Source organism: Candidatus Baltobacteraceae bacterium, assembly GCA_036488875.1.
Taxonomy (GTDB): domain Bacteria; phylum Vulcanimicrobiota; class Vulcanimicrobiia; order Vulcanimicrobiales; family Vulcanimicrobiaceae; genus JAFAHZ01.
The window spans coordinates 214,742-233,229 of sequence record DASXGW010000001.1; the positions used below are offsets into that span (position 1 = coordinate 214,742).

20 protein-coding genes are annotated in these 18,488 nt (G+C 64.4%); 15 read left to right on the top strand and 5 right to left on the bottom strand.

Annotation, left to right across the window (positions count from 1 at the left end):
• Positions 1-142: 142 nt before the first annotated feature.
• Genes hypE through VGG89_00880 form a run of 6 tightly spaced genes read left to right on the top strand, consistent with a single transcriptional unit; the run spans position 143 to position 5,737 of the window.
• The gene (gene hypE / locus VGG89_00855) at positions 143-1,168 is read left to right on the top strand and encodes a hydrogenase expression/formation protein HypE (protein HEY1975078.1); all 1,026 of its coding nucleotides are present in this window, start codon (positions 143-145) and stop codon (positions 1,166-1,168) included.
• Positions 1,169-1,173: 5 nt separating this feature from the next.
• A complete protein-coding gene (gene hypF, locus VGG89_00860) occupies positions 1,174-3,216 on the top strand; it encodes a carbamoyltransferase HypF (GenBank protein ID HEY1975079.1) in 2,043 nt (680 codons plus the stop codon).
• 8 nt (positions 3,217-3,224) lie between these two features.
• Positions 3,225-3,656: a VOC family protein gene (locus VGG89_00865; GenBank protein ID HEY1975080.1), complete on the top strand. Its 432-nt coding sequence runs from the start codon at positions 3,225-3,227 to the stop codon at positions 3,654-3,656.
• A 57-nt stretch (positions 3,657-3,713) separates the two neighbouring features.
• Positions 3,714-4,046, top strand: coding sequence for a hypothetical protein (locus VGG89_00870; protein HEY1975081.1), 333 nt, complete (start codon positions 3,714-3,716; stop codon positions 4,044-4,046).
• The gene (locus tag VGG89_00875; protein HEY1975082.1) at positions 4,043-4,630 is read left to right on the top strand and encodes a hypothetical protein; all 588 of its coding nucleotides are present in this window, start codon (positions 4,043-4,045) and stop codon (positions 4,628-4,630) included. The genes VGG89_00870 and VGG89_00875 overlap by 4 nt, the downstream gene beginning before the upstream one ends.
• A 57-nt stretch (positions 4,631-4,687) precedes the next feature.
• Complete coding sequence (locus tag VGG89_00880; GenBank protein HEY1975083.1) at positions 4,688-5,737, top strand: alpha/beta hydrolase; 1,050 nt, start codon at positions 4,688-4,690, stop codon at positions 5,735-5,737.
• Between the two features lie 19 nt (positions 5,738-5,756).
• Here VGG89_00880 and VGG89_00885 read toward each other — a convergent pair whose 3' ends face one another.
• Together VGG89_00885 and VGG89_00890 are read right to left on the bottom strand one after the other, a co-directional pair.
• Complete coding sequence (locus VGG89_00885; protein ID HEY1975084.1) at positions 5,757-7,031, bottom strand: PQQ-binding-like beta-propeller repeat protein; 1,275 nt, start codon at positions 7,029-7,031, stop codon at positions 5,757-5,759.
• Between the two features lies 1 nt (position 7,032).
• Entirely contained in the window at positions 7,033-7,362 is a 330-nt protein-coding gene (locus tag VGG89_00890; protein HEY1975085.1) for a muconolactone Delta-isomerase family protein, read from the bottom strand.
• Between the two features lie 16 nt (positions 7,363-7,378).
• Here VGG89_00890 and VGG89_00895 point away from each other — a divergent pair, with 16 nt between their 5' ends.
• Positions 7,379-8,398: a hypothetical protein gene (locus tag VGG89_00895; protein HEY1975086.1), complete on the top strand. Its 1,020-nt coding sequence runs from the start codon at positions 7,379-7,381 to the stop codon at positions 8,396-8,398.
• 4 nt (positions 8,399-8,402) lie between these two features.
• The gene (locus VGG89_00900; GenBank protein HEY1975087.1) at positions 8,403-9,347 is read left to right on the top strand and encodes a hypothetical protein; all 945 of its coding nucleotides are present in this window, start codon (positions 8,403-8,405) and stop codon (positions 9,345-9,347) included.
• Positions 9,348-9,354: 7 nt separating this feature from the next.
• Here VGG89_00900 and VGG89_00905 read toward each other — a convergent pair whose 3' ends face one another.
• From VGG89_00905 to VGG89_00915, 3 genes are read right to left on the bottom strand one after another with little or no spacing between them, the layout of a single operon-like run.
• Entirely contained in the window at positions 9,355-9,816 is a 462-nt protein-coding gene (locus VGG89_00905; GenBank protein HEY1975088.1) for an OsmC family protein, read from the bottom strand.
• Positions 9,813-10,526 carry a metalloregulator ArsR/SmtB family transcription factor gene (locus VGG89_00910; GenBank protein ID HEY1975089.1) on the bottom strand — a complete coding sequence of 238 codons (714 nt, stop codon included), beginning with the start codon at positions 10,524-10,526 and terminating at the stop codon, positions 9,813-9,815. The genes VGG89_00905 and VGG89_00910 overlap by 4 nt, the downstream gene beginning before the upstream one ends.
• 40 nt (positions 10,527-10,566) lie before the next feature.
• Positions 10,567-11,094: a BON domain-containing protein gene (locus tag VGG89_00915; protein ID HEY1975090.1), complete on the bottom strand. Its 528-nt coding sequence runs from the start codon at positions 11,092-11,094 to the stop codon at positions 10,567-10,569.
• Positions 11,095-11,116: 22 nt separating this feature from the next.
• Between VGG89_00915 and VGG89_00920 the strand changes: the two genes are divergently transcribed.
• The 7 genes from VGG89_00920 (at position 11,117) to VGG89_00950 (ending at position 18,434) form a co-directional block, all read left to right on the top strand.
• Positions 11,117-12,007 carry a hypothetical protein gene (locus VGG89_00920; GenBank protein ID HEY1975091.1) on the top strand — a complete coding sequence of 297 codons (891 nt, stop codon included), beginning with the start codon at positions 11,117-11,119 and terminating at the stop codon, positions 12,005-12,007.
• Positions 12,004-12,828, top strand: coding sequence for a hypothetical protein (locus VGG89_00925; protein HEY1975092.1), 825 nt, complete (start codon positions 12,004-12,006; stop codon positions 12,826-12,828). The genes VGG89_00920 and VGG89_00925 overlap by 4 nt, the downstream gene beginning before the upstream one ends.
• A 34-nt stretch (positions 12,829-12,862) precedes the next feature.
• Entirely contained in the window at positions 12,863-13,444 is a 582-nt protein-coding gene (locus tag VGG89_00930; protein ID HEY1975093.1) for an isoprenylcysteine carboxylmethyltransferase family protein, read from the top strand.
• A gap of 73 nt (positions 13,445-13,517) precedes the next feature.
• Positions 13,518-16,097: a LuxR C-terminal-related transcriptional regulator gene (locus tag VGG89_00935; protein HEY1975094.1), complete on the top strand. Its 2,580-nt coding sequence runs from the start codon at positions 13,518-13,520 to the stop codon at positions 16,095-16,097.
• Positions 16,098-16,103: 6 nt separating this feature from the next.
• Positions 16,104-17,300, top strand: coding sequence for a hypothetical protein (locus tag VGG89_00940; protein ID HEY1975095.1), 1,197 nt, complete (start codon positions 16,104-16,106; stop codon positions 17,298-17,300).
• A 232-nt stretch (positions 17,301-17,532) separates the two neighbouring features.
• Positions 17,533-17,949, top strand: a complete 417-nt coding sequence (locus tag VGG89_00945) for a hypothetical protein (protein ID HEY1975096.1) — start codon at positions 17,533-17,535, stop codon at positions 17,947-17,949.
• Between the two features lie 158 nt (positions 17,950-18,107).
• Entirely contained in the window at positions 18,108-18,434 is a 327-nt protein-coding gene (locus tag VGG89_00950; protein HEY1975097.1) for a hypothetical protein, read from the top strand.
• Positions 18,435-18,488 lie beyond the last annotated feature (54 nt).

An 18,488-nucleotide genomic window follows, 5' to 3' on the forward strand; every position in this document is an offset into this window, starting at 1 on the left:
GGTGTAGTCGCTCTCCCACGCAATCATGGCAAGCTCATTCGCGCCAAGGCTACCGCATCCCGCGAGGCCGGCAAACGTGCCTTTTGTTGCTGTATCCCAAAATGTGGGTAAGGCCGGTTGTGAGGCAGGCAGTGGCGGTAACGTGAACGTCCGCGAGACGATCGCGCAGATCGAGATGGCGCACGGCGCAGGCGGAAAGGCGACGCGGCGATTGATCGAAGGCGTGATCCTTCCCGCGTTTTCTAATTCCGTTCTCGAGGCGCTCTCGGATGCCGCGCTGCTCACGGTGGGGGGCAAGCGCATCGCGATCACCGCCGACGGTTTCGTCGTCAAGCCTCTACAGTTTCCCGGGGGCTCGATCGGAACGCTCGCCGTGCACGGTACGATCAACGATTTGGCCGTTTCGGGCGCGCGGCCGATCGCGTTGATGGCGACGCTCATCTTGGAAGCCGGTCTGCCGGGCAACGACCTTGCGCGGGAGATCGATGCGATGGCCGCTGCGGCGCGCGACGCGGGCGTTGCGATCGTCGGCGGCGATACGAAGGTCGTCGAGCACGGTATGGCCGACGGCATGTACGTCTCGACGTTCGGGCTGGGACTCGTCGACGAGCGTTTGGCGTTGAACGCGCACCTCGTGCGTCCGGGCGACCGCATCGTGCTGTCGGGACCGATCGGCGATCACGGGATCACGATTCTGCTCGCGCGCGGCCAACTCGAGCTCGAAGCCGAGGTCGCATCGGACACGCGCTCGGTGCTGCCGCTCGTCGAAGCTCTGTGCTCGGTCGCCGCGGCCGGCGTGCGATGGATGCGCGATCCCACGCGAGGCGGCGTCGCAACAGCGCTCAACGAGCTGGCGCGCGAATCTCGTTTGGGAATCGTACTGGAAGAAGAAGCCATTCCCGTAGCCGACGCGGTGCGCGGCGCGTGCGAAACGCTGGGACTCGATCCACTGCACGTCGCCAACGAAGGCCAATTTCTCGCAGTCGTCGCGCGCGATCGAGCCGAAGCCGCGCTTGCGGCGATGCGGGCCGTTCCGGGCGGCGAAGCGGCGGCTATCGTCGGCGTCGTAGCCCGGCAGCCGGCCGGCGTCGTGCTAACGCGTACGCGGTCGGGCGGAACCCGTATCGTCGACATGCTCGCCGGCGATCCGCTGCCGAGAATCTGTTGACGCCGATGCTCGACGCACGAACGCAGCTTCGCGCCGGTGGGGTCGTGCAGGGGATTGGATTGCCCGCGGTCGACGCTCGCGAGAGGGAGCGCAGCGAGGCGCCAAGCGTTCCGATCTGCGCCGATCTGCCGGTTTGCGACGCGTGTTTGCGCGAGTTGTTCGATCCGCGCGACCGGCGCTACCGGTACCCGTATATCAACTGTACCGATTGCGGTCCGCGCTATTCGATCGTCCGTGGATTGCCCTACGAACGCGCGCAGACGACGATGGCGCAGTGGCCGATGTGCGACCCTTGCCGCGCCGAATTCGACGATCCGCTCGATCGGCGTTTTCACACCCCGCCAATCGCGTGTCCGGACTGCGGGCCGGCGTACGTGCTGGAAGAGCGCGGAAAGACGTCGCGCGGCTACGATGCCGTCGCCCGTGCCGCGCGGCTGCTCTACGGCGGCGCGATCCTCGCAGTGAAGGGCATTGGCGGATACCATCTTGCGTGCGACGGGCGCAACGACATCGCCGTGGCGATGCTGCGCGAGCGGACATCGTGTAAAGAGCAGCCTTTGCCGGTGATGGTGCGCGATCTGAGCGCAGCCCGAACGATCGTGCGGTTGGACCAACGCAGCGAAAAGCTGCTGCAATCGCCGGCGCGCCCCGCCGTGTTGGCGCCGGCCAAAGCCGATTTGCCCGGCGTCGCGCCGGACAACGGCGATCTCGGCGTGATGCTGGCGCACGCGCCGTTACACCACCTGCTGTTTGCCGCATGCGGGCCGAGCGTGCTGGTCATGACCGCCGCGAATCGCTCGAACGCGCCGATCGCCTATCGCGATGAAGACGCGCGGCGCTCGCTCGGGGAAATCGCCAATGCGTTTTTGATCGGCGAGCGCGAGATTGCGCGCCGTATCGACGACTCGGTCGCGCGAAGCGACGCGAGCGGTCCCGTCATCCTGCGCCACGCGCGCGGATACGCGCCGCAGGCCGTCGCGGCGCTCCCGAGCACGCGCCCGATCGTCGCGACGGGTGCCGACCTTCAGAACGCGGTCGCTGTCGTCGTGCGCGGACAGGCATTTGTGAGCCAGCACGTCGGCGACCTCGAGCGGCAGGGCGCCTACGAATCGTTCAAGGCGACCGTTGCCGATTGGAGCGCGCTCTACGAGATTTCCGCCGACGAGGCGATCGTCGCGCACGACGCCCACCCCGAGTATCGCTCCTCGGAGTTCGCGCGCGGGCTGCCGGGCGAAAAACACGCGGTGCAGCACCATCGCGCACACGTTGCAAGCGTGCTGGCGGAGCGCGGTGTGTTGGACGAGCCGGTCGTTGGTTTCGCGTTCGACGGAGCGGGATACGGCGACGACGGCGAGATCTGGGGCGGCGAAGTCTTCGCCGGCGACGTGATGTCGGGTTTACGTCGCGTCGCGCATCTGCGTCGCGCGCTGCTCCCCGGTGGCGACGCTGCGGCGCGATTTCCGGTTGCGGTCGCGGCGGGTTTTCTCTGGGAGCATCCGCAGCTCGGCGACGCCGGCGACTTCCAAGGGCCGCCGTTCCATTTTCCAGCGCGCTACGAGGCGGCGTGCGAGCTCCTGCGCGGCGGCGTGCGCGTCGTTCCAACGACGTCGATCGGGCGGCTGTTCGACACGGTGGCCGCGCTGCTGGGATTTACGCGCGAGATCGCATTCGAAGGGCAGGCGGCGATGTGGCTCGAGCATCTGGCGCGGCAGAGTACACCCGTGCGCGCGTATTCGATGCCGTTTGCGTACGGCGAGCTCGATTACGTACCGCTGCTGAGCTGCGTCGTCCACGACCGGCTCGCGGGCCGCGACGCGCGCGAAATCGCGCGCGCGTTCCACGGCGCCATTGCCAGTGCCGTCGTCGAGACGACGCGTGAGTTCGGCGAGGAGCACGTCGTCGTCTCGGGCGGCGTGTTCCAAAACGCGGTGCTCACGAGGGATCTGTACGACGCGCTCGGTGACCGGCTGTGGACCAATCGCATCGTTCCGCCCAACGACGCCGGCATCTGTCTCGGACAAGCCGCGCTAGCGGCGTGTGCGCACTGAGTTTTTAGTTGCAACTGCACCACGTCAGCGTCGTTGTCGACGACCTCGCAGCGGCAATCGCTTTCTTTTCCGAGCTAGGCTTAGAGTTGGAGGGCGAGGCCGCGCTCGAAGGAGATTGGATCGACCGCATCAACGGACTCGAAAGCGTCCAAGTCGACATCGTTATGATGCGGACCCCGGACGGGCATGGGCGGCTAGAACTGACGAGATTTCGCAATCCAAAACTCGTCGGGAGCGAACCGGCGGTCGCACCGCCGAACTCGCTGGGTCTGCGGAGCGTCATGTTTGCGGTAGAAAGCGTCGACGACACCGTTGCTCGAATGCGCGTCCATGGCGCCGAACTCGTCGGCGAAGTGGCCCAATATGAGAACTCGTACCGGCTTTGCTACATGCGTGGTCCGGGGAATATCATCGTAGCGCTGGCCGAAGAGCTAAAGTAAAACGAAGCGCGCAAAAGGGTTGACAGAACGTCGCATATTATCTATTATGCAGATATTATGGCGAAGGGCGATTACCTCGGTGAGTTCGAGCATATCGTTTTACTGACGATTCTTCGTCTGGGCGACGGGGCATACGGAGCGATGGTTCGCGCTGAAATCGAGGGCGTGACGGGTCGCTCTCCCGCAATTGGCGCGGTCCACGCGACGCTCGATCGCCTCGAGCGAAAGGGTTTGGTGTCGTCCTGGATCGGCGAGCCGACGGCAGAGCGCGGCGGCAAGGCGAAAAGGCACTTCAAGATTGAGGCCGACGGCATCTCGGCCCTCAAGAACGCGCGAAAAACCTTGGAACGGCTTCACGCAGGCGTGCCGCTTCGGAATACAATGGCATGAGGCCGCCTGTACTCGCTGAGATGCTTATCGCTGCAGCCGCACCCTCTAGCGATTACGAGATCGTTGCAGGCGATCTGCACGAGGAGTATCTTCGCATCGCGTCTTTGAGCGGGGCAAACGCGGCGAACCGGTGGTATTGGGCGCAAACCCTGCATTCGATTCCGTCGCTGCTTTCGTACTCTCGATCGAATAGGTCGGTGCTTCGCCGGATTGGAGTCGCGCTTATTGCGCTCGCCGTATTGTTTGCGATGCTTGCGGCGGTTACGGTTATGGATATGGCAGCGCAAGCTCTATTTCACGGCGAGCACTGGCTACCGGCGTGGCTGTGGTTCTGCGTCAACTGGGCCGATGCAGTCGTTTTCGGCGCGATCCTTGCGGTGCTCGTTCGGACCGACGGCCCACGCGTTGCATTTTATGCGGCGTTATTTCTGGTTTTGTGCTTCGTCATCCCCGCGCTCGCAGGCAACCCAGCTTCTCAGGCGCCACTTTCGGCCTGGATTCTGTTGTGCGGAGTCATCCCCGCGATGTGCATCGGCGCCGGCATCTATCAGGCTATCAGATGCAGGATAGCTAGCCAAAAGTAAACCGCTTCGTCTAGGGGGTTCCGCGTGAACGCATCGATATGCTTATTTCGTGCTGCCGTGATTGGCGCCGCGGTTGTAACACAAATCGCGGCGACGCCGGCGCACAAACGGCCGCCCTACAACGTCAATTGGTATCTTCACCCGCAACGCCTCGTCGACGTCGGCGGACGCCGGCTGAACATTCTGTGCACCGGAAAAGGTTCGCCGACGGTGATCCTCGAGGCGGGGCTCGTCGCCGATTCGGCCGCCTGGCGGCTGGTGCAACCGGCCATTTCACGAAAAACCAGAGTCTGCTCGTACGATCGAGCCGGTTTGGGTTTCAGTGATTTCGCTGGCGCGCCGCGGGACGCGGCAGCGATCGTGCGCGATTTGCACGCACTGCTGCGGAGAGTAGGAATTGCGCCGCCCTACGTGCTCGTCGGATGGTCGAGCGGCGGCCTATACACGCGACTGTATCAGTACCGTTTCCCAGAGGAGGTCGCCGGCCTCGTCGAGGTCGATCCCGATTCAGAGTTTGAGACGCTCGCCGACGACTCGAAAATCGTAACGACGGTCATGAAAAAACCGCCTCAATGGTTCGACCAGCAAGTGCGCGACTGGTACAAGCAGTACGACACCTGCGCGGTAGACGTCTCGCGGGAAGCGTGCGCGTTCTTTCCCGGCCTTACCGCGTATAACCGCCACTTGCGCGCAGCCGGTTGTCCGGCGATTTCGCCCGCCGCTTGCGCCGTTGCGGAAGTGCAGGGCCAACACTTGAATCGAGGTTCGCTCTGGAGAGACGAGGAGCTAGAGCTCGAGGCCGGCGACAAAAGCGCGGCGGAGGTCCGCGCAGCCGAGCATCCATACGGCAATCTTCCGCTCATCGTACTCACCGACTCAGAAAACGAGGATATCGACAACGGCGGTCCGGTATCGGTGGCCGCGCAGCAAGCAGAGTGGGTCGCTAAGGACAAGGCCGAAGAGCGCCTTGCGGGACTATCCACCGTCGGTGCGCATTTCGTCATTGAGAACTCGCCCCATGCGATTCAGCTGTACCACCCGGCCGTGGTTATTTCAGCAGTTGACGAAGTTGTCGAACAAGCGCGTTACAAGCGCAGCCGCCCTTAGGATCGCGCCGCACGAAGCCTCAGCGGGCGTACGCGTATAGGGTCCAAAAGCGCGCGGACGCGCAGGCGATAAAGATGCGTTTTTCCGTCGCCGCAACGCGAACCGGGATGAAGCCTTCGCCGTGACACGGCGTCGCTTCGAACGTCGCGCGCCCGGAATCGAGATCGAAGCCATGCACGCTCCCGTCGCGAAAAACGCCGAATCCCATTCCCGTCGCGATCGTGAAATCGGCAACGAACTGGGACGACGGCACGACGAGTTGTGCGCGGACGCTATCGGCGCCTGGCTGGAGCGACCAGATGCCGTCGTCGCGTTCCACGTAAAGCCGTTGGCGGTACGGGCCGCCCCAGAACGTCACGTCGTTTGCCAGGAGCAGCGGTCGCTGGCCGGCCGCGGGCGCGAGTCGATAGCGATAGAGATTGCGGCAGCTTGTTACGTAGAGATCATCGCCGTCTAGACGCCTGGTAACGGCGTCTTTGGAGCCCTGGCACGCGTTGGCGTTCCAACGCGCGAGGTTTTGTTGATAATCGGGTGCGTAGGTAAACTGGGCCGCGTACGTACCTCTGCGCGAATCGAACGCGCCGATGTCGAACATCAAAAAGTGATCTTGAACCTCTTCGAGGTCATTGAAACTGGAGTCGTCGACGATGAGTGACCCGTTTACTCCCAGGACGTCGGCCGCGACCTCTCCCACGATACCGCCGTCGTATGCGGCGACCGCTGATTGACAGGTTAGCGTGGCGCCGCCTTCACACCATCTCCAAATGAGGTACTGCGATGTTGCCGTCGCTTCCGCGCCGTCGGCCGGAAGAGTCTTCGACCATCGCGCGGCTCCGTTGAAGCTCACGCCTTGAAGCGTTGCGTGAAAAACGCGCGTTTGCGGGTCTTCAACGGAAACGCTCGCGAGCACGAGTCCGTCTCCGGTTCGCCAGATCCTATGTGCGTCACTCATCTGCCACCGCGTCGAGCCGGTTCGCGCGTCGACGGCGCGAACGGCATTGCCGGTCGTGGCGTAGACGACGACTCCCGGCGCATAAACCGGGCTGCTCCCCGCACCGGCGCACCACACACCCGCGCCCGTCTTGTCGTCATACGCACAGAGCCGGCCGTTGTCGGCGAACGCGACGATTCCGTCGCCGATGGCGAGCATGTTGCCGTCGCCCGGCGGATCGATTGCATGCGACCAGGCCGGACTTGCAGGTGACGCAGTCGCCGCAGGCACCGCGACACGCTGCTCGGACAACGTGTACGACGCTTCGCCGAGCGTCGCAGCGACTACGAGCGCGGCGAGCACTCTAAGCGTTTATTGGGAAAAAGGCCGGATAGGGCTGGAGCGGCACGATCTGTACTTCGAGCATGTCGCGCTGCGCCAGGGGAAGCGAGCCGACCGCCTGTTTTGCGGCGGCTTCGTCGGTACATTCCAGCAGCATGACGGCGCCGGCCGCGTCCTTGCGGCTCCAGATCGCGCGCACCACGCCGTCGCGGTAGAGTTCGCGCACGCGTTCGCGCTCAGCGCCGATGTGAGCCGAAAACTGTTCGTCGCTGAAGCGCTCGGTAAGCCGGCGCGAAATTGACAGAAACTGCATGAGCGGCGCTTCGCGCTTCCAGAGGAAAGCGCCCGCCACGTCGAACCGGTACCTCGTGCGACGCTACCTTATTGCGCTCGGCGCGATACTGCTTTCAGGATGCAGCGCGTGGGAAGGCCTCCCTTCAACGGTTCCCGCGAGCGGGCCGGCGATCGTCGCGCCCGCGGTCCACAACGATATTCCGCCGCGGCTGCAGTGGAACGCGAACTTCGGTTACTGCGGCGAGACGTCGTTTATCAGCGCCGGACTTTACTACGGCCAATGGGCGTCGCAGTACGACGTTCGCTCGATCGCCAGCGACGGCATCCCACAGAATCGGCAGCAGAGTCAGCTCTTGCTCGGCGTCAACGCGCAGCACGCCGCGAACGTCATGCATCTCACGATGGTCAAATGGAACGATGCGTCGGCGTCGCCGGCGTCGTTTCTCGGCTGGATCGAGCAGAACGTCGCGGCGCACCGTCCGGTCATCATCGGCGTGTACACCAACGAGTACAAGTTTTACGGACACACGAATCCGCAGGCGGGCGATGCGTCGTACGACCATATCGTTCCGGTCGTCGCGGCCGGCGCGACGTCGGTGACGTTCAGCGACAGCGGCCTCTGGGGGCCGCCCCGCCCCTACCTGTTTACCTATCAGGATTCAGCGTTCGCGCGGACGCGCACGCAAGCCAACGCGCATACCGCTCCCCCGTACTCACTCCCGGCAGGCGTTCGCGACTACGGCATCGCGATTATGGGCGTATCGGACCCGCACCACGAAACGCTGCCGGTACGCGTGGCAACCAACGTAAACTACGAAAAACCGAAGATGCGCAACCATTCGAACGCGCGCCCGAAGCCGATGCCGATCGTGCTGACGGTTACCGTCTCCGGCCTGCGAGCGGGCACGGACTATACGCTCTACCGGTACGACCGCTTCTCGGACGTCCCCGACGAGCGATTCAATGCGAACGCGGCCCACGCGTCGAAGCACTGGGCGATCCGGTTGACTTCCGGATCGAGCTTCGTCGTGCGGGAAAGGATCGTGTCCGATCAGGTCGCCGTCTATCGCGCGGTACCGAGTTCGGGGCCGTAGCCCGATGAAACGTCTGCTGTGGGTCGTCGCGATCGCGGCGTCGCTGTGCACGACTGCACGCGCGGCGATCGCCCCGAATCCCTACCAGCTGTACGGACACGCGCGTGCCGTGTGGCTGGCTCAGCACTATCCCGAATACGTGGCGTATACGATCGCCGTCGTCGTCGACGAGCGCGGCGTCCCGAAGACGACGCACTACCGCGCGATCTACGACGCGACGCACGACCACATTTACATGAATGGGGTGAGCGAAGAAGAACGAGCACAGCCTCACGTCCCCACCGGCACCACTATCACGTTGGAGCCCAAGCGCGACTGGATGACGCTGTTCAAACGGCACGTCGGCCACCCCGAAGATGCCGTCGACTTCCTTGGCGTTCCGATGCTCGCGCCCAATTACTCGTTCGGCATCGCGGCTTACGTGCCCGCGGTAGCGACGTCGCAGGCGGATCAAGCGGCGCTCGTCGAGGAGATTCGCCGGCAGTTCAACGATCCGATGTCGGCCGCGAAGGCGCAGAAGCTCAGCGACGCCGAGGGACTCAAAGAAATCGGACGCGTCACGTCGACCGACCGCGATTACGCGATCACCTTCGACGGCGTCGATTCCGTCGACGGCGTCCAAGCCTATCACCTGTCGCTGCGCCCAACGCACGATCCGGGACGGCTGCGGCTGCGCGACCTGTGGGTCGATACGCAGACGTTTGGGACCGTTAAGCTCGTAACGCAAGGGAACTTCATCAACAGCAACGTCCCGTGGGCGATTACGTTTGCGACGGTCAACGGCGCGCAATACATCGCATCGGAGCAAGCCCTCGCACCGGTCGGTTCCGGGCGCCACCTCTACGAGCGCGTGACGATCTCGTTTGAGAGCCTCGGCCCCGCGCAGCCCGGCCGTTATTTGTGGACGCCGATCGCGGCGATGAAAAACGTCCTCACCGAACCGCAGTAACGCGATTCTAGGTTTCGATTTCCACCGGGAAGTTCATCGAGCGAGCGATGAAGCACATCTCATGCGCTTTATGATGCAGTTCGCGGGCTTTGGCTTCGTCGCTGCCTTCGCGTAACGTCACCACCGGACGCAGCACCACTTTCGCGAACTCGCCCGAGCCGTCGTCGTTTTCGCGCATTTCGCCCGACGCGTCGTCGCGGTACGCGGTGACGACGATGCCGTTGACGGCGCACAGGTGCAGATACCAGAGCATGTGGCACGACGAAAGCGACGCAACGAGCAGCTCTTCGGGATTGTAACGCGACGCGTCGCCGCGAAATGCCGGATCGCTGGAGCCTTCGATCGGCTTTTTCTCGCCCGATGACAGGGTGAAGTTTCGAGTGTAGCTGCGATAGTTCACCGTTCCTTCGCCGTCGCCCGCGCTCCAGTGCAAGGACGTCCGGTAAGCGTGCGTCTTCTTTACAATCACGTCATCCTCACGTCGAACTGACGGGCAAACTCGGTGCGGCCGGTGGGCGTGAGCGACAGCGCGCGGTCGCGCGAGTTTCGAACCAGCCAGCGCCGTTCGAGAAAGCGTTCGAGCAGCGATGCGCCGAGCGCACCCGCAACGTGCGGCCGTCGTTCGGTCCAATCGATGCACTGCCGCGCGAAGGTGCGGCGCTCCTCGTGCAGCTCGTCGACGTCGATATCCAACGCGGCGAAGAACGTTTTGCCGCGGCGCGTCACCACGAACTCCGCATCCGCGACGTCGAGGAGCTTCCCGCCCAGCAAGTGGTCGGCGACGGCGACGCCGACGCGTCCCGCCAGATGGTCGTAGCACGAGCGGGCTTCGCGCAAGCGCTGCATCGTGGTGGCTTGGCCGAGCGCGCGGACGCGCACGGGTGCCGCGATGGCCGCGAGGGCTTCCATTGCGTGCCCGACACTCGGCGAAACGATGCGGTAGAGACGCTGCCGGCCCGAAGATCGCGCTTCGATCAGACCGCCGCCGGCAAGTTTGGCCAAGTGGGCGCTGGCGGCTTGCGGCGATGCACCCGCCCGCGACGCGAGGTCGGTCGCCGGAAGCTCTCCGCCGCCGAGCAACGCGTGAAGCATTGCAGCGCGAACGGGATCGCCGAAGAGTTCGGCAACGCCGGCGACGTCGGGATCGGGACTAAGGGGGACCCGTCTGGATTCGCGCACCCCCGGATTGTAGCACGAGGACGCTTCAGGCAGACGTGAACTATGGATGAACGGCGATTCGCGACTCGACGCGCTTGACGCCGTCGACGCCGCGCGCCGTATCGACGATCGTGCGCGCGATCGATGCCGACGGTACCGCTCCGTCGAGCGCGACGACGCCGTCGCGCGCGCTGACCTTGACGTGAAAGACGTTGATTCCGGCTTGTCCCGCAATCGCAGCCGAGACTTTGCCGGCCAAGGTGACGTCCGCCGATTGCTCGCGGACGCCGCGTTCGTTGGGATCGACGACCAGCCGGTCGTCCACGTTTTGGACGCCGTCGACCGAACGTGCGGCGGCGACGTAGGCTTGCCGTTCCGCGTCGGAATGCGCCTTGCCGGTGAGCGTTATGGTCCCGCCCGAAGCGGCAACACCGACCGCATCGGCGGAGTCGACGTCGACCCCGGCCAGTTTCGCTTTCACGGCGACGGTCGCATAGGCGTCGTTACCGGCGTCCTGCGCATTGCGTTGTTGGCCGCCGGAGCACGCGGCAAAAGCGGCGAAGAGCGAGAAAGCGACCACAATCCTCATGCTTCCTCTTACCCCGGTAAAAATGACTGATTGCCTGTTTGTCACCTGTGAAGAGCTGCCGGGCTTCGATCCCGACGACGAGCTCGCGGCGCGGGCGCTGGCCGACCTCGGCGTTCGCGTGCGACCGGCCGTTTGGACCGACGCGAGCGTCGATTGGGGCTCGGCCGATCTGTGCGTGCTGCGCTCGACCTGGGACTATCATCGCCGGCCGAGCGAGTTCGCTGCCTGGGTCGACGACGTTTCGCAGCGTACGCATCTGGTGAATCCGCCGTCGGTCGTCCGTTGGAACGCGCATAAGTTCTATCTGCGCGATCTGGAGCAGCGCGGCGTTCCCGTGGTGCCAAGCGAGTGGCTCGAGCACGGAACGGCGGTCGACTTGCCCGCGCTGTTAGCGCGCCGGAACTGGCGCGAGGCGGTGATCAAGCCGGCGCACGGCGGATCGGCGCACAACGTCATGCACGTTCGCCGCGACCCCGCGCAGGTTCGCGAAGGCAGCGCGCACGTACGGGAACTGCTGGAAACCGGCGACGCAATCGTCCAGCCATACCTGGAAAGCATCGCGACGCATCACGAGCGCGCGCTCGTCTTTATCGACAATCAATATTCGCACGCGGTGACCAAGGCGCCGTTCATGCACGCCAGCCAGCGGCTCGGCGATCGCGCGAGCATGCCGCCGGGTACCTCGGGCGAAGTTCCCGTCCCTGCGACCGGCGACGAGATCGCCGTTGCGACGGCGGCGTTGCGTGCGTCGCCGCCGGGACACGTCTACGCTCGCGTCGACGTCGTGCGCGACGACGGCGGACGGCCGTGCATTCTCGAAGTCGAGCTCATCGAACCAACGCTGTATCTCTACGCCGAGCCGTCGGCTCCGTCGCGGCTCGCGCGCGCGATCGTGGAAAGGGGTGCTGCGTGATTCCGTTGGCCGCTGCAGCGTTCGCGTACACGCCGGCGCCGTTACAGGCGAGCATGCAGAGCGCGTCGGTCGAAAACGGCGTGCGGCGCACTCTGGTAACGTTTGCGTCGGGCGATCGGAGGCTGACCGCGGAAATCGTCGCGCCGGCGCACGCAACCGCGCACGGACCGGGCGTGCTCTTCGTGCATTGGCTCGGAGACGACGCAACGACCAACCATAAGGAGTTCGAGCCCGACGCGCGAGCGCTCGCCGCCAAAGGCGCGACGTGCGTTCTGCTCGACGCGATGTGGTCGACCGTCGTGAACGGGAGGCGCGATTGGTTTTCGGCGGTACGATCGCCGGATACCGATTACAAACACTCGATCGATCAAGTCGTCGATTTGCGCCGCTCGCTGGATCTGTTGCTCGCGCAGCCCGGCGTCGATCCCGGTCGGATCGCGTACGTGGCGCACGATTTCGGCGCGATGTACGGCGCCGTGCTCGCCGGCGTCGATTCGCGTCCGCGTTACTACGTGCTCATGGCCGGTACGACGTCGTTTGCGGATTGGTATTTGCTCGGGAAGAAGCCGGCCGACGTCGACGCTTATCGCGCGCAGATGGCGCCGCTCGATCCGCTTGCGTATTTGATGCGCTCGACGGCGCACGGATTCTTGTTTCAGTTCGCGTCGCACGACCAATATGTAAGCGCCGAACACGCGACCGGGTTCTTCTCGGCCGCTCCGCCGCCGCGGGCGATGTACGTGTACGAGGCCCATCACGATCTCAACGTGCCGCTCGCGCGCCACGACCGGCTGGACTGGCTGCAGGCGCGCCTGTTTTGAATCGGACGGCCGGCCGGTGGGTATCGTACCGGTAATGCCCTACGATCCCGATCCGGCCGTCGTCTGGACGGTGCTGAGCTGTTGGCTGATCTTCGCCGGCGTGTGGATTACCGGCTGGATCTATAATCTGCTGCGCGCACCGAAAATCGATCGCCGCGCGTTTTCGCCGACGATTTTGCTCGGCGCGGGCATCGCTTGGTTTGCATCGTGGCTCGTTCCCACCAGCGTGTGGGATGCGATGGTCGTCGTTTCCCCGGTGCTGCAGGGCATCGGCATCGCGTTCGTCATTGCCGGAACGGCGTTTGCATTGTGGGCGCGCTTTACGCTAGGCACGATGTGGACTGGCATCCCGTCGCAGCGGTCGGGGCATCAACTGCGCACGAACGGCCCGTTTGCCGTCGCGCGTCATCCGATTTACACCGGCGTTTTGGCGATGCTCGTTGGAACCGCGCTGGCGTGCGGCGTCGGACCCTATGCCGGTCCGGTGATAGCAGGGGCTATCGGCCTGGCGCTCAAGATGCGCGTCGAAGAAAAGATGCTGCTCGAGACGTTCGGCCCGGAATACGAAGCCTACCGTTCGCGCGTGCGCGCGCTGCTGCCGATTCCGCGTTTTTGAACTCGTGGTTCAAGAATGGCTATCCCATTGGCATCCGAAGGCGAAATTATTCTCGGGCCGTAAATAGCATCGCGTGCGAACAGCGCACTTGACTCGTCCCCGGCTCAACGATCGCCTGGCTCATGCCGCGCGCTATCCGATCGTGCTCGTGACGGCGCCGGCCGGATTCGGTAAGAGCGTGGCGCTCGACGATTTTCTGCGCCAAGCCGGCATGGAAGCGGTGCGCTTCGACGTTCGCCCCGAAGAAAATACGCTCTTGGCATTCGCGCGGCGCTTCGGCGAAGTGCTGCAGCCCGTCGTTCCCAGCATCGTCGCGTCGTTCCCAGCGCTGCAAGAACCCGGGAACGTACTGTCGACGGCGGCCGCGCCCGGTTTGCTCTCCGAATGGTTTGCCGAGCATTTCAAGCGAATGACGGCAACGATCGTCGTCGACGATCTGCATTTTGCGGCGCCGGATCCGGATTGCATGACGTTTCTCACCACACTCGTCGAGCGCACCGCCGAGCGAATGTCGTGGATTCTCGCAAGCCGATCCGATGCCGGCCTTCCGGCGGCCTCGTGGCTGGCATACGGAAAAATGGATTTACCGATCGATCGCAACGATCTGCGGTTCACGTTGGAAGAAGCGCTGGTAACGGCGCGCACCGAGCGGCCCGCGATGGACGCTGCGGACGTCGAATCGCTGTGGACGCTGACCGACGGCTGGCCCGTCGCGTTCGCGATCGCGCTGCGCACGCAGACGCAAGCCGAGGAACTGCGCGGCGCTACCACGCGCGACCTGATCTACCGCTATCTCGCCGAACAGGTCTTCGAGCGCGTCTCGCCGGTGCAACGCGACTTTTTGCTCGCAACGTCGGTGTTTTCGTCGTTCGACGCGTCGATCGCGCACGCACTCGGCGGCACGAACGATTTCATCGAAGACTTGCGCCAAGGCGTTGCGTTTTTGAACGAGACGGCGCCGGGCGAGTTTCGCTATCACGATCTCTTCCGCGAGTATCTCGAAAGCGAACTGCTCCGGCGGGGTCGCGAAGCGTGGAAGAGCGCGGCGATGGCGGCCGCGCGATTGCTCGAAGAGCGCCGCGATCCGGCCGGTGCGTTGGCGTTGTATACGAAAGCAAAGGACGCGCCGGCGATCTTGCAAGTCTTGACGACTGACGGCTTCGGTCTTTTCGAGCGCGGGCAAGCCGGTGCGCTCTCCGTCGCGCTCGAAGCCGTTCCCGAAGAACTGCGCGCCCAAAGTGCCACGGCGCTAGGGTTGCAGGCGATGCTCGAAGCGGCGCGCGGACATTTCGAGCCGGCCGCCCGCAGCTTCGTGGCGGGGATCGAGCGAGCGACGTTCGCGGGCCTGCGCCTGACTTTGGTGCACCGGTACGCGATCGAACTCGTGCGTCAGGGGCGCGATTGCATCGAACTGCTCGAGCCCTACGCCGGCGATAACGGAATCACGTCGGCGTTGCGCGTGCCGATCTTAGGGACGCTCGCAACGGCGTATGCGCGCTCGTCGCAAGACCAACGCGCGCTCGGCGCGATTGCCACGGCGCTCTCGCTGCTCGACCCGACGGTCGGCGACGACGCCCGCGCCAGGCTATACCAACAGGCGGCGTACGTCTACAGTCAGGCCTCCGATCACGACAACGCGCGCCGCTATGCCACGTTGTCGGTGGATCTTGCATTATCGCGCGATCTCTACGACGTCGCCGTCCGCGCGTACAGCGCGCTCTATCAAATTGCTTACGACGATTCGGACGATCCGATCGCATGCCTGACGATTCTCGACAAGCTGCTCGAGTGCGCGCGCAAAGGCGGCAGCGTGCAAGGCCGGCTCTACGGTCTGATTGCGTCGTACGGGATCGAGGCCGATCGCGGAAACGAAGCGGCGCTCCAGCGCATCGAGCTGCTGCTCGCCGAAATTCCCGGAATGCTGTCGCAGAATCGCAGCGAGGTGCTCCTTCCGGCGATGGCGTTGCGCGCCACGTGGCACGGACAGTTTCGCCGCGCGTACGAGCTGCTCGCGCAGGCGCGCGACCATCACACCGACGAGCGGCGAGCGGAGTACTACGCGGAAGTCGCGCTCTACGCGTGCGCCGCGGGGCTGCGCGACGAAACCAAAGACGCCATCGACGCAGCGGACACGGCGATCGCGCGCTGGGGAAAGCCGACGCGCCGCGCGCTGCGGGCGCAACTGATCTTGGCGTTCGCCGAGTTGACGCGTGCGCGGCTAACGTCGGCGCACCGGCACTTGGCGGCGGTCAAGCGCGAGCTCAATCCCGCGATGTCGCGCTTGAACGCGCTGGCGGAGGCAGGTTGGGCGTTCTATCGGAGGGCGTTGGAGCCGGCCGGTAACGACGGGATCGCAACGACGATGGAGCGGTTGCGCGCCGAGCAGTTCGGCGGTATCGCGCGTCTGCTCGAGCAGCTCCCGATGGCGGAGAACACGGGAGGCTACGCGGCTTTGACGGCGACGGAGCGCGAGATCCTGCGGTTGCTTGCCGCGGGGGGCAGTACCAAAAGCATGGCCGAACGCACCTCGCGCAGTCCCCGTACCATCGAGAGCCACGTCCGGTCGATCTGCAAGAAGCTGAGCTGCCGGAGCCGGCGGGCTGCCGTAGCCCTTGCAATAGGCGCCGGGTGGGTGGAGAATGAAGAACGCTAGGGTAACATGGAGCCGCCCGGAGGCCGTACCATCAGTCGTCATCTCCTTATAGTCGCCGCCGCAGTGATGCTCGCCGGATGCGCCCAGAGCCCGTCGATGGTTCCGGGTTCGGTCGCGGGCTGGGATCTGCCGGTCACGCCCGATCACGGTGCGAGCGCGCTGCCCGGTGCGGTGCTACCCTGCGGGTTCCCTGGCCACGGCAACGGTCACAGTCACGCTAAGGGCGGCTCTCACAATGCCAGCTGTCCGGTGGCTTTGAACATCCACATTCCAGCGTTGCGCAATCCGCACTTTCCGGCGTCCAGGCTCCCCGGTATTCATCCGGCTCAACTCGCCAAGACTTACGGATTTCCGGTTCATGCGACCGGCATGACGGTCGCCATCGTCGATGCCTACGACAACCGCCAAGCCGAGAAGGATCTCAACAAATACCGAGCTGAGTTCGGTTTGAGCGCCTGCACCACCGCGAACGGCTGTTTCCGCAAGGTCAATCAAGACGGCAATGCGGATAAATACCCGCACTCCAGCCGCGCGTGGGCGCAAGAGATTTCGCTCGACATCGAAATGGTGTCGGCGGTGTGCCCACGTTGCCCGATTTTGTTGGTCGAGGCAAACTCGCCGTCAATCGACGATCTGGGCGCGAGCGTCGACACGGCCGTGCGCTTGGGCGCGCGCGTCGTCAGCAACAGTTATTACGCCGACGAGTGGTCGGACGAGACGGCCGAGGACGTTCACTACAATCATCCCGGCGTGGCGATCACAGCCAGCTCGGGCGATAAGGCCTTCCCGTATTACCCGGCTGCATCACCGTACGTCACGTCGGTGGGCGGCCTCACCGTCGCGCAAAGCGGCGCTTCCCCGAATGAGTCAGCCTGGAAGTACGGCGGGCAAGGCTGTAGCGGCTACGAGCCGCGACCCGCGTTCCAACCGAGGCTCTGCTCGACTCGCTCGACGGTCGATATGGCGGTAGTCGCGGATCCCCAAACCGGCGTGACGATGTTCTCGACGCAGTCGGGCGGCTGGGTCGTGGCGGGCGGTACGAGCGTCGGCGCGCCGGTCATCGCGGCGGCGTACGCCTTGTCGGGACATCCCGCGGGCCCGGCGTTCGCGTATGCCAATCCCGCCGACTTCCGCGACGTCGGCGCTTCGGGCTTCGACCTGGCCACCGGCCTGGGGTCACCGATCGGCGTATCGGGCCTCTAGGCCCAGCCCCCTTACGTAATCTAGGTAGTTTGCGCGATATTTTTCCGCGCCCCGCGGCCGTACGCTAGGCCGTGGAGGATGCACTCGTGTTCGGAGCCTTTTTGGGAGACATTCTGTGAAGCGTAACTCGCTATCGCTGGCGCTCGGCTTAGCCGCGGCGGCAGTTTTTGCAGCTTGCACCGGCCCTTCCGGTAGCGGAATCCCTTCCGCTAGTGCGCCCGGAGCGCCGTCCATGCGGGTCGACACTTCATCCTCCACCGTCGTCATCCGCCACGTCTTTGCGGGCTTGACGTTCGACGGAACCAGCTTCACCGCGATCGCGCACCGGTCGTGCGGGCATCGCGGTTTGGGCGGTATCACGCCGTACGTCGCGCCGACCAGCGCTCCGCTCGCGCTGGCGGCAAGTCCGTCGATTGTGCCGGTCTGCGTGTCGAGCCACGGAAACATCACCGGTAACGTCTACATCTTTGCCATCGCCCGCCACGGAAAAGGCAGCGGTCACTCGGCGGGTGCCGCGCACTGGAACGCCGTTCCGGTCGCCGGACCGGCAGCGATCACCGACAATCCGTGGATCTTTGCCCCACTGTCGCCGGGTCTCAGCATGGTCGGCGGACAGAACTACGACTTCGTCGTCGGTACATCGAGGTAGCATCCGAGCCCGGAGCCGAGTGCATCATCGTCTCCATAAACGGAACCTGACTCACGCTATCGGATGTGCGACGACGTCGTGGGAGAAGCCGGCAGCCCCTGCCGGCTTCTCTCTTTTTGAGTGCAAGAAGTGTAAGTGCGAGCGAGAAGCGTCCTCAGATGAGCGATAGACAAGAAAATTGGCGGCGGGAAGTGAGCGCTGCCGACGACACCGGAATGTTCGAAAACGAAGAGGCAATGGCGCAAGCCGAAACCTTGCTGCCGGTCGAGGACTTTCATGCGGCTTTGCCGGAGCGGCATCCGGCACACGGGACGGTCGACGAGCTTCATGCCGAAGTGACCGCGGATAAGCCTGACGCAAAAACGATTCAGAAGCACGTCGGCGCGTTGCGCGCCGTTCCGCAGCTGGAGGCGATCGTCGCCAACTGGTGGGACTCTCCCGCAACGCAGCGCTTCATTGCGAACATCGGTCAGATCGGGCTCTAACGTGAAAGCGCGGTTCGCGGGGCCCTGCAATCGCGGCGCCCATTCGTTTATAGT

Bases quoted from the DNA above. Each gene is read 5' to 3' on its own strand.
- hypF (HEY1975079.1), top strand. From the start codon at position 1,174: ATGCTCGACGCACGAACGCAGCTTCGCGCCGGTGGGGTCGTGCAGGGG.
- VGG89_00870 (HEY1975081.1), top strand. From the start codon at position 3,714: ATGGCGAAGGGCGATTACCTCGGTGAGTTCGAGCATATCGTTTTACTG.
- VGG89_00875 (HEY1975082.1), top strand. From the start codon at position 4,043: ATGAGGCCGCCTGTACTCGCTGAGATGCTTATCGCTGCAGCCGCACCC.
- VGG89_00900 (HEY1975087.1), top strand. From the start codon at position 8,403: ATGAAACGTCTGCTGTGGGTCGTCGCGATCGCGGCGTCGCTGTGCACG.
- VGG89_00915 (HEY1975090.1), bottom strand. From the start codon at position 11,094: ATGAGGATTGTGGTCGCTTTCTCGCTCTTCGCCGCTTTTGCCGCGTGC.
- VGG89_00920 (HEY1975091.1), top strand. From the start codon at position 11,117: ATGACTGATTGCCTGTTTGTCACCTGTGAAGAGCTGCCGGGCTTCGAT.
- VGG89_00930 (HEY1975093.1), top strand. From the start codon at position 12,863: ATGCCCTACGATCCCGATCCGGCCGTCGTCTGGACGGTGCTGAGCTGT.
- VGG89_00940 (HEY1975095.1), top strand. From the start codon at position 16,104: ATGGAGCCGCCCGGAGGCCGTACCATCAGTCGTCATCTCCTTATAGTC.
- VGG89_00945 (HEY1975096.1), top strand. From the start codon at position 17,533: ATGCGGGTCGACACTTCATCCTCCACCGTCGTCATCCGCCACGTCTTT.
- VGG89_00950 (HEY1975097.1), top strand. From the start codon at position 18,108: ATGAGCGATAGACAAGAAAATTGGCGGCGGGAAGTGAGCGCTGCCGAC.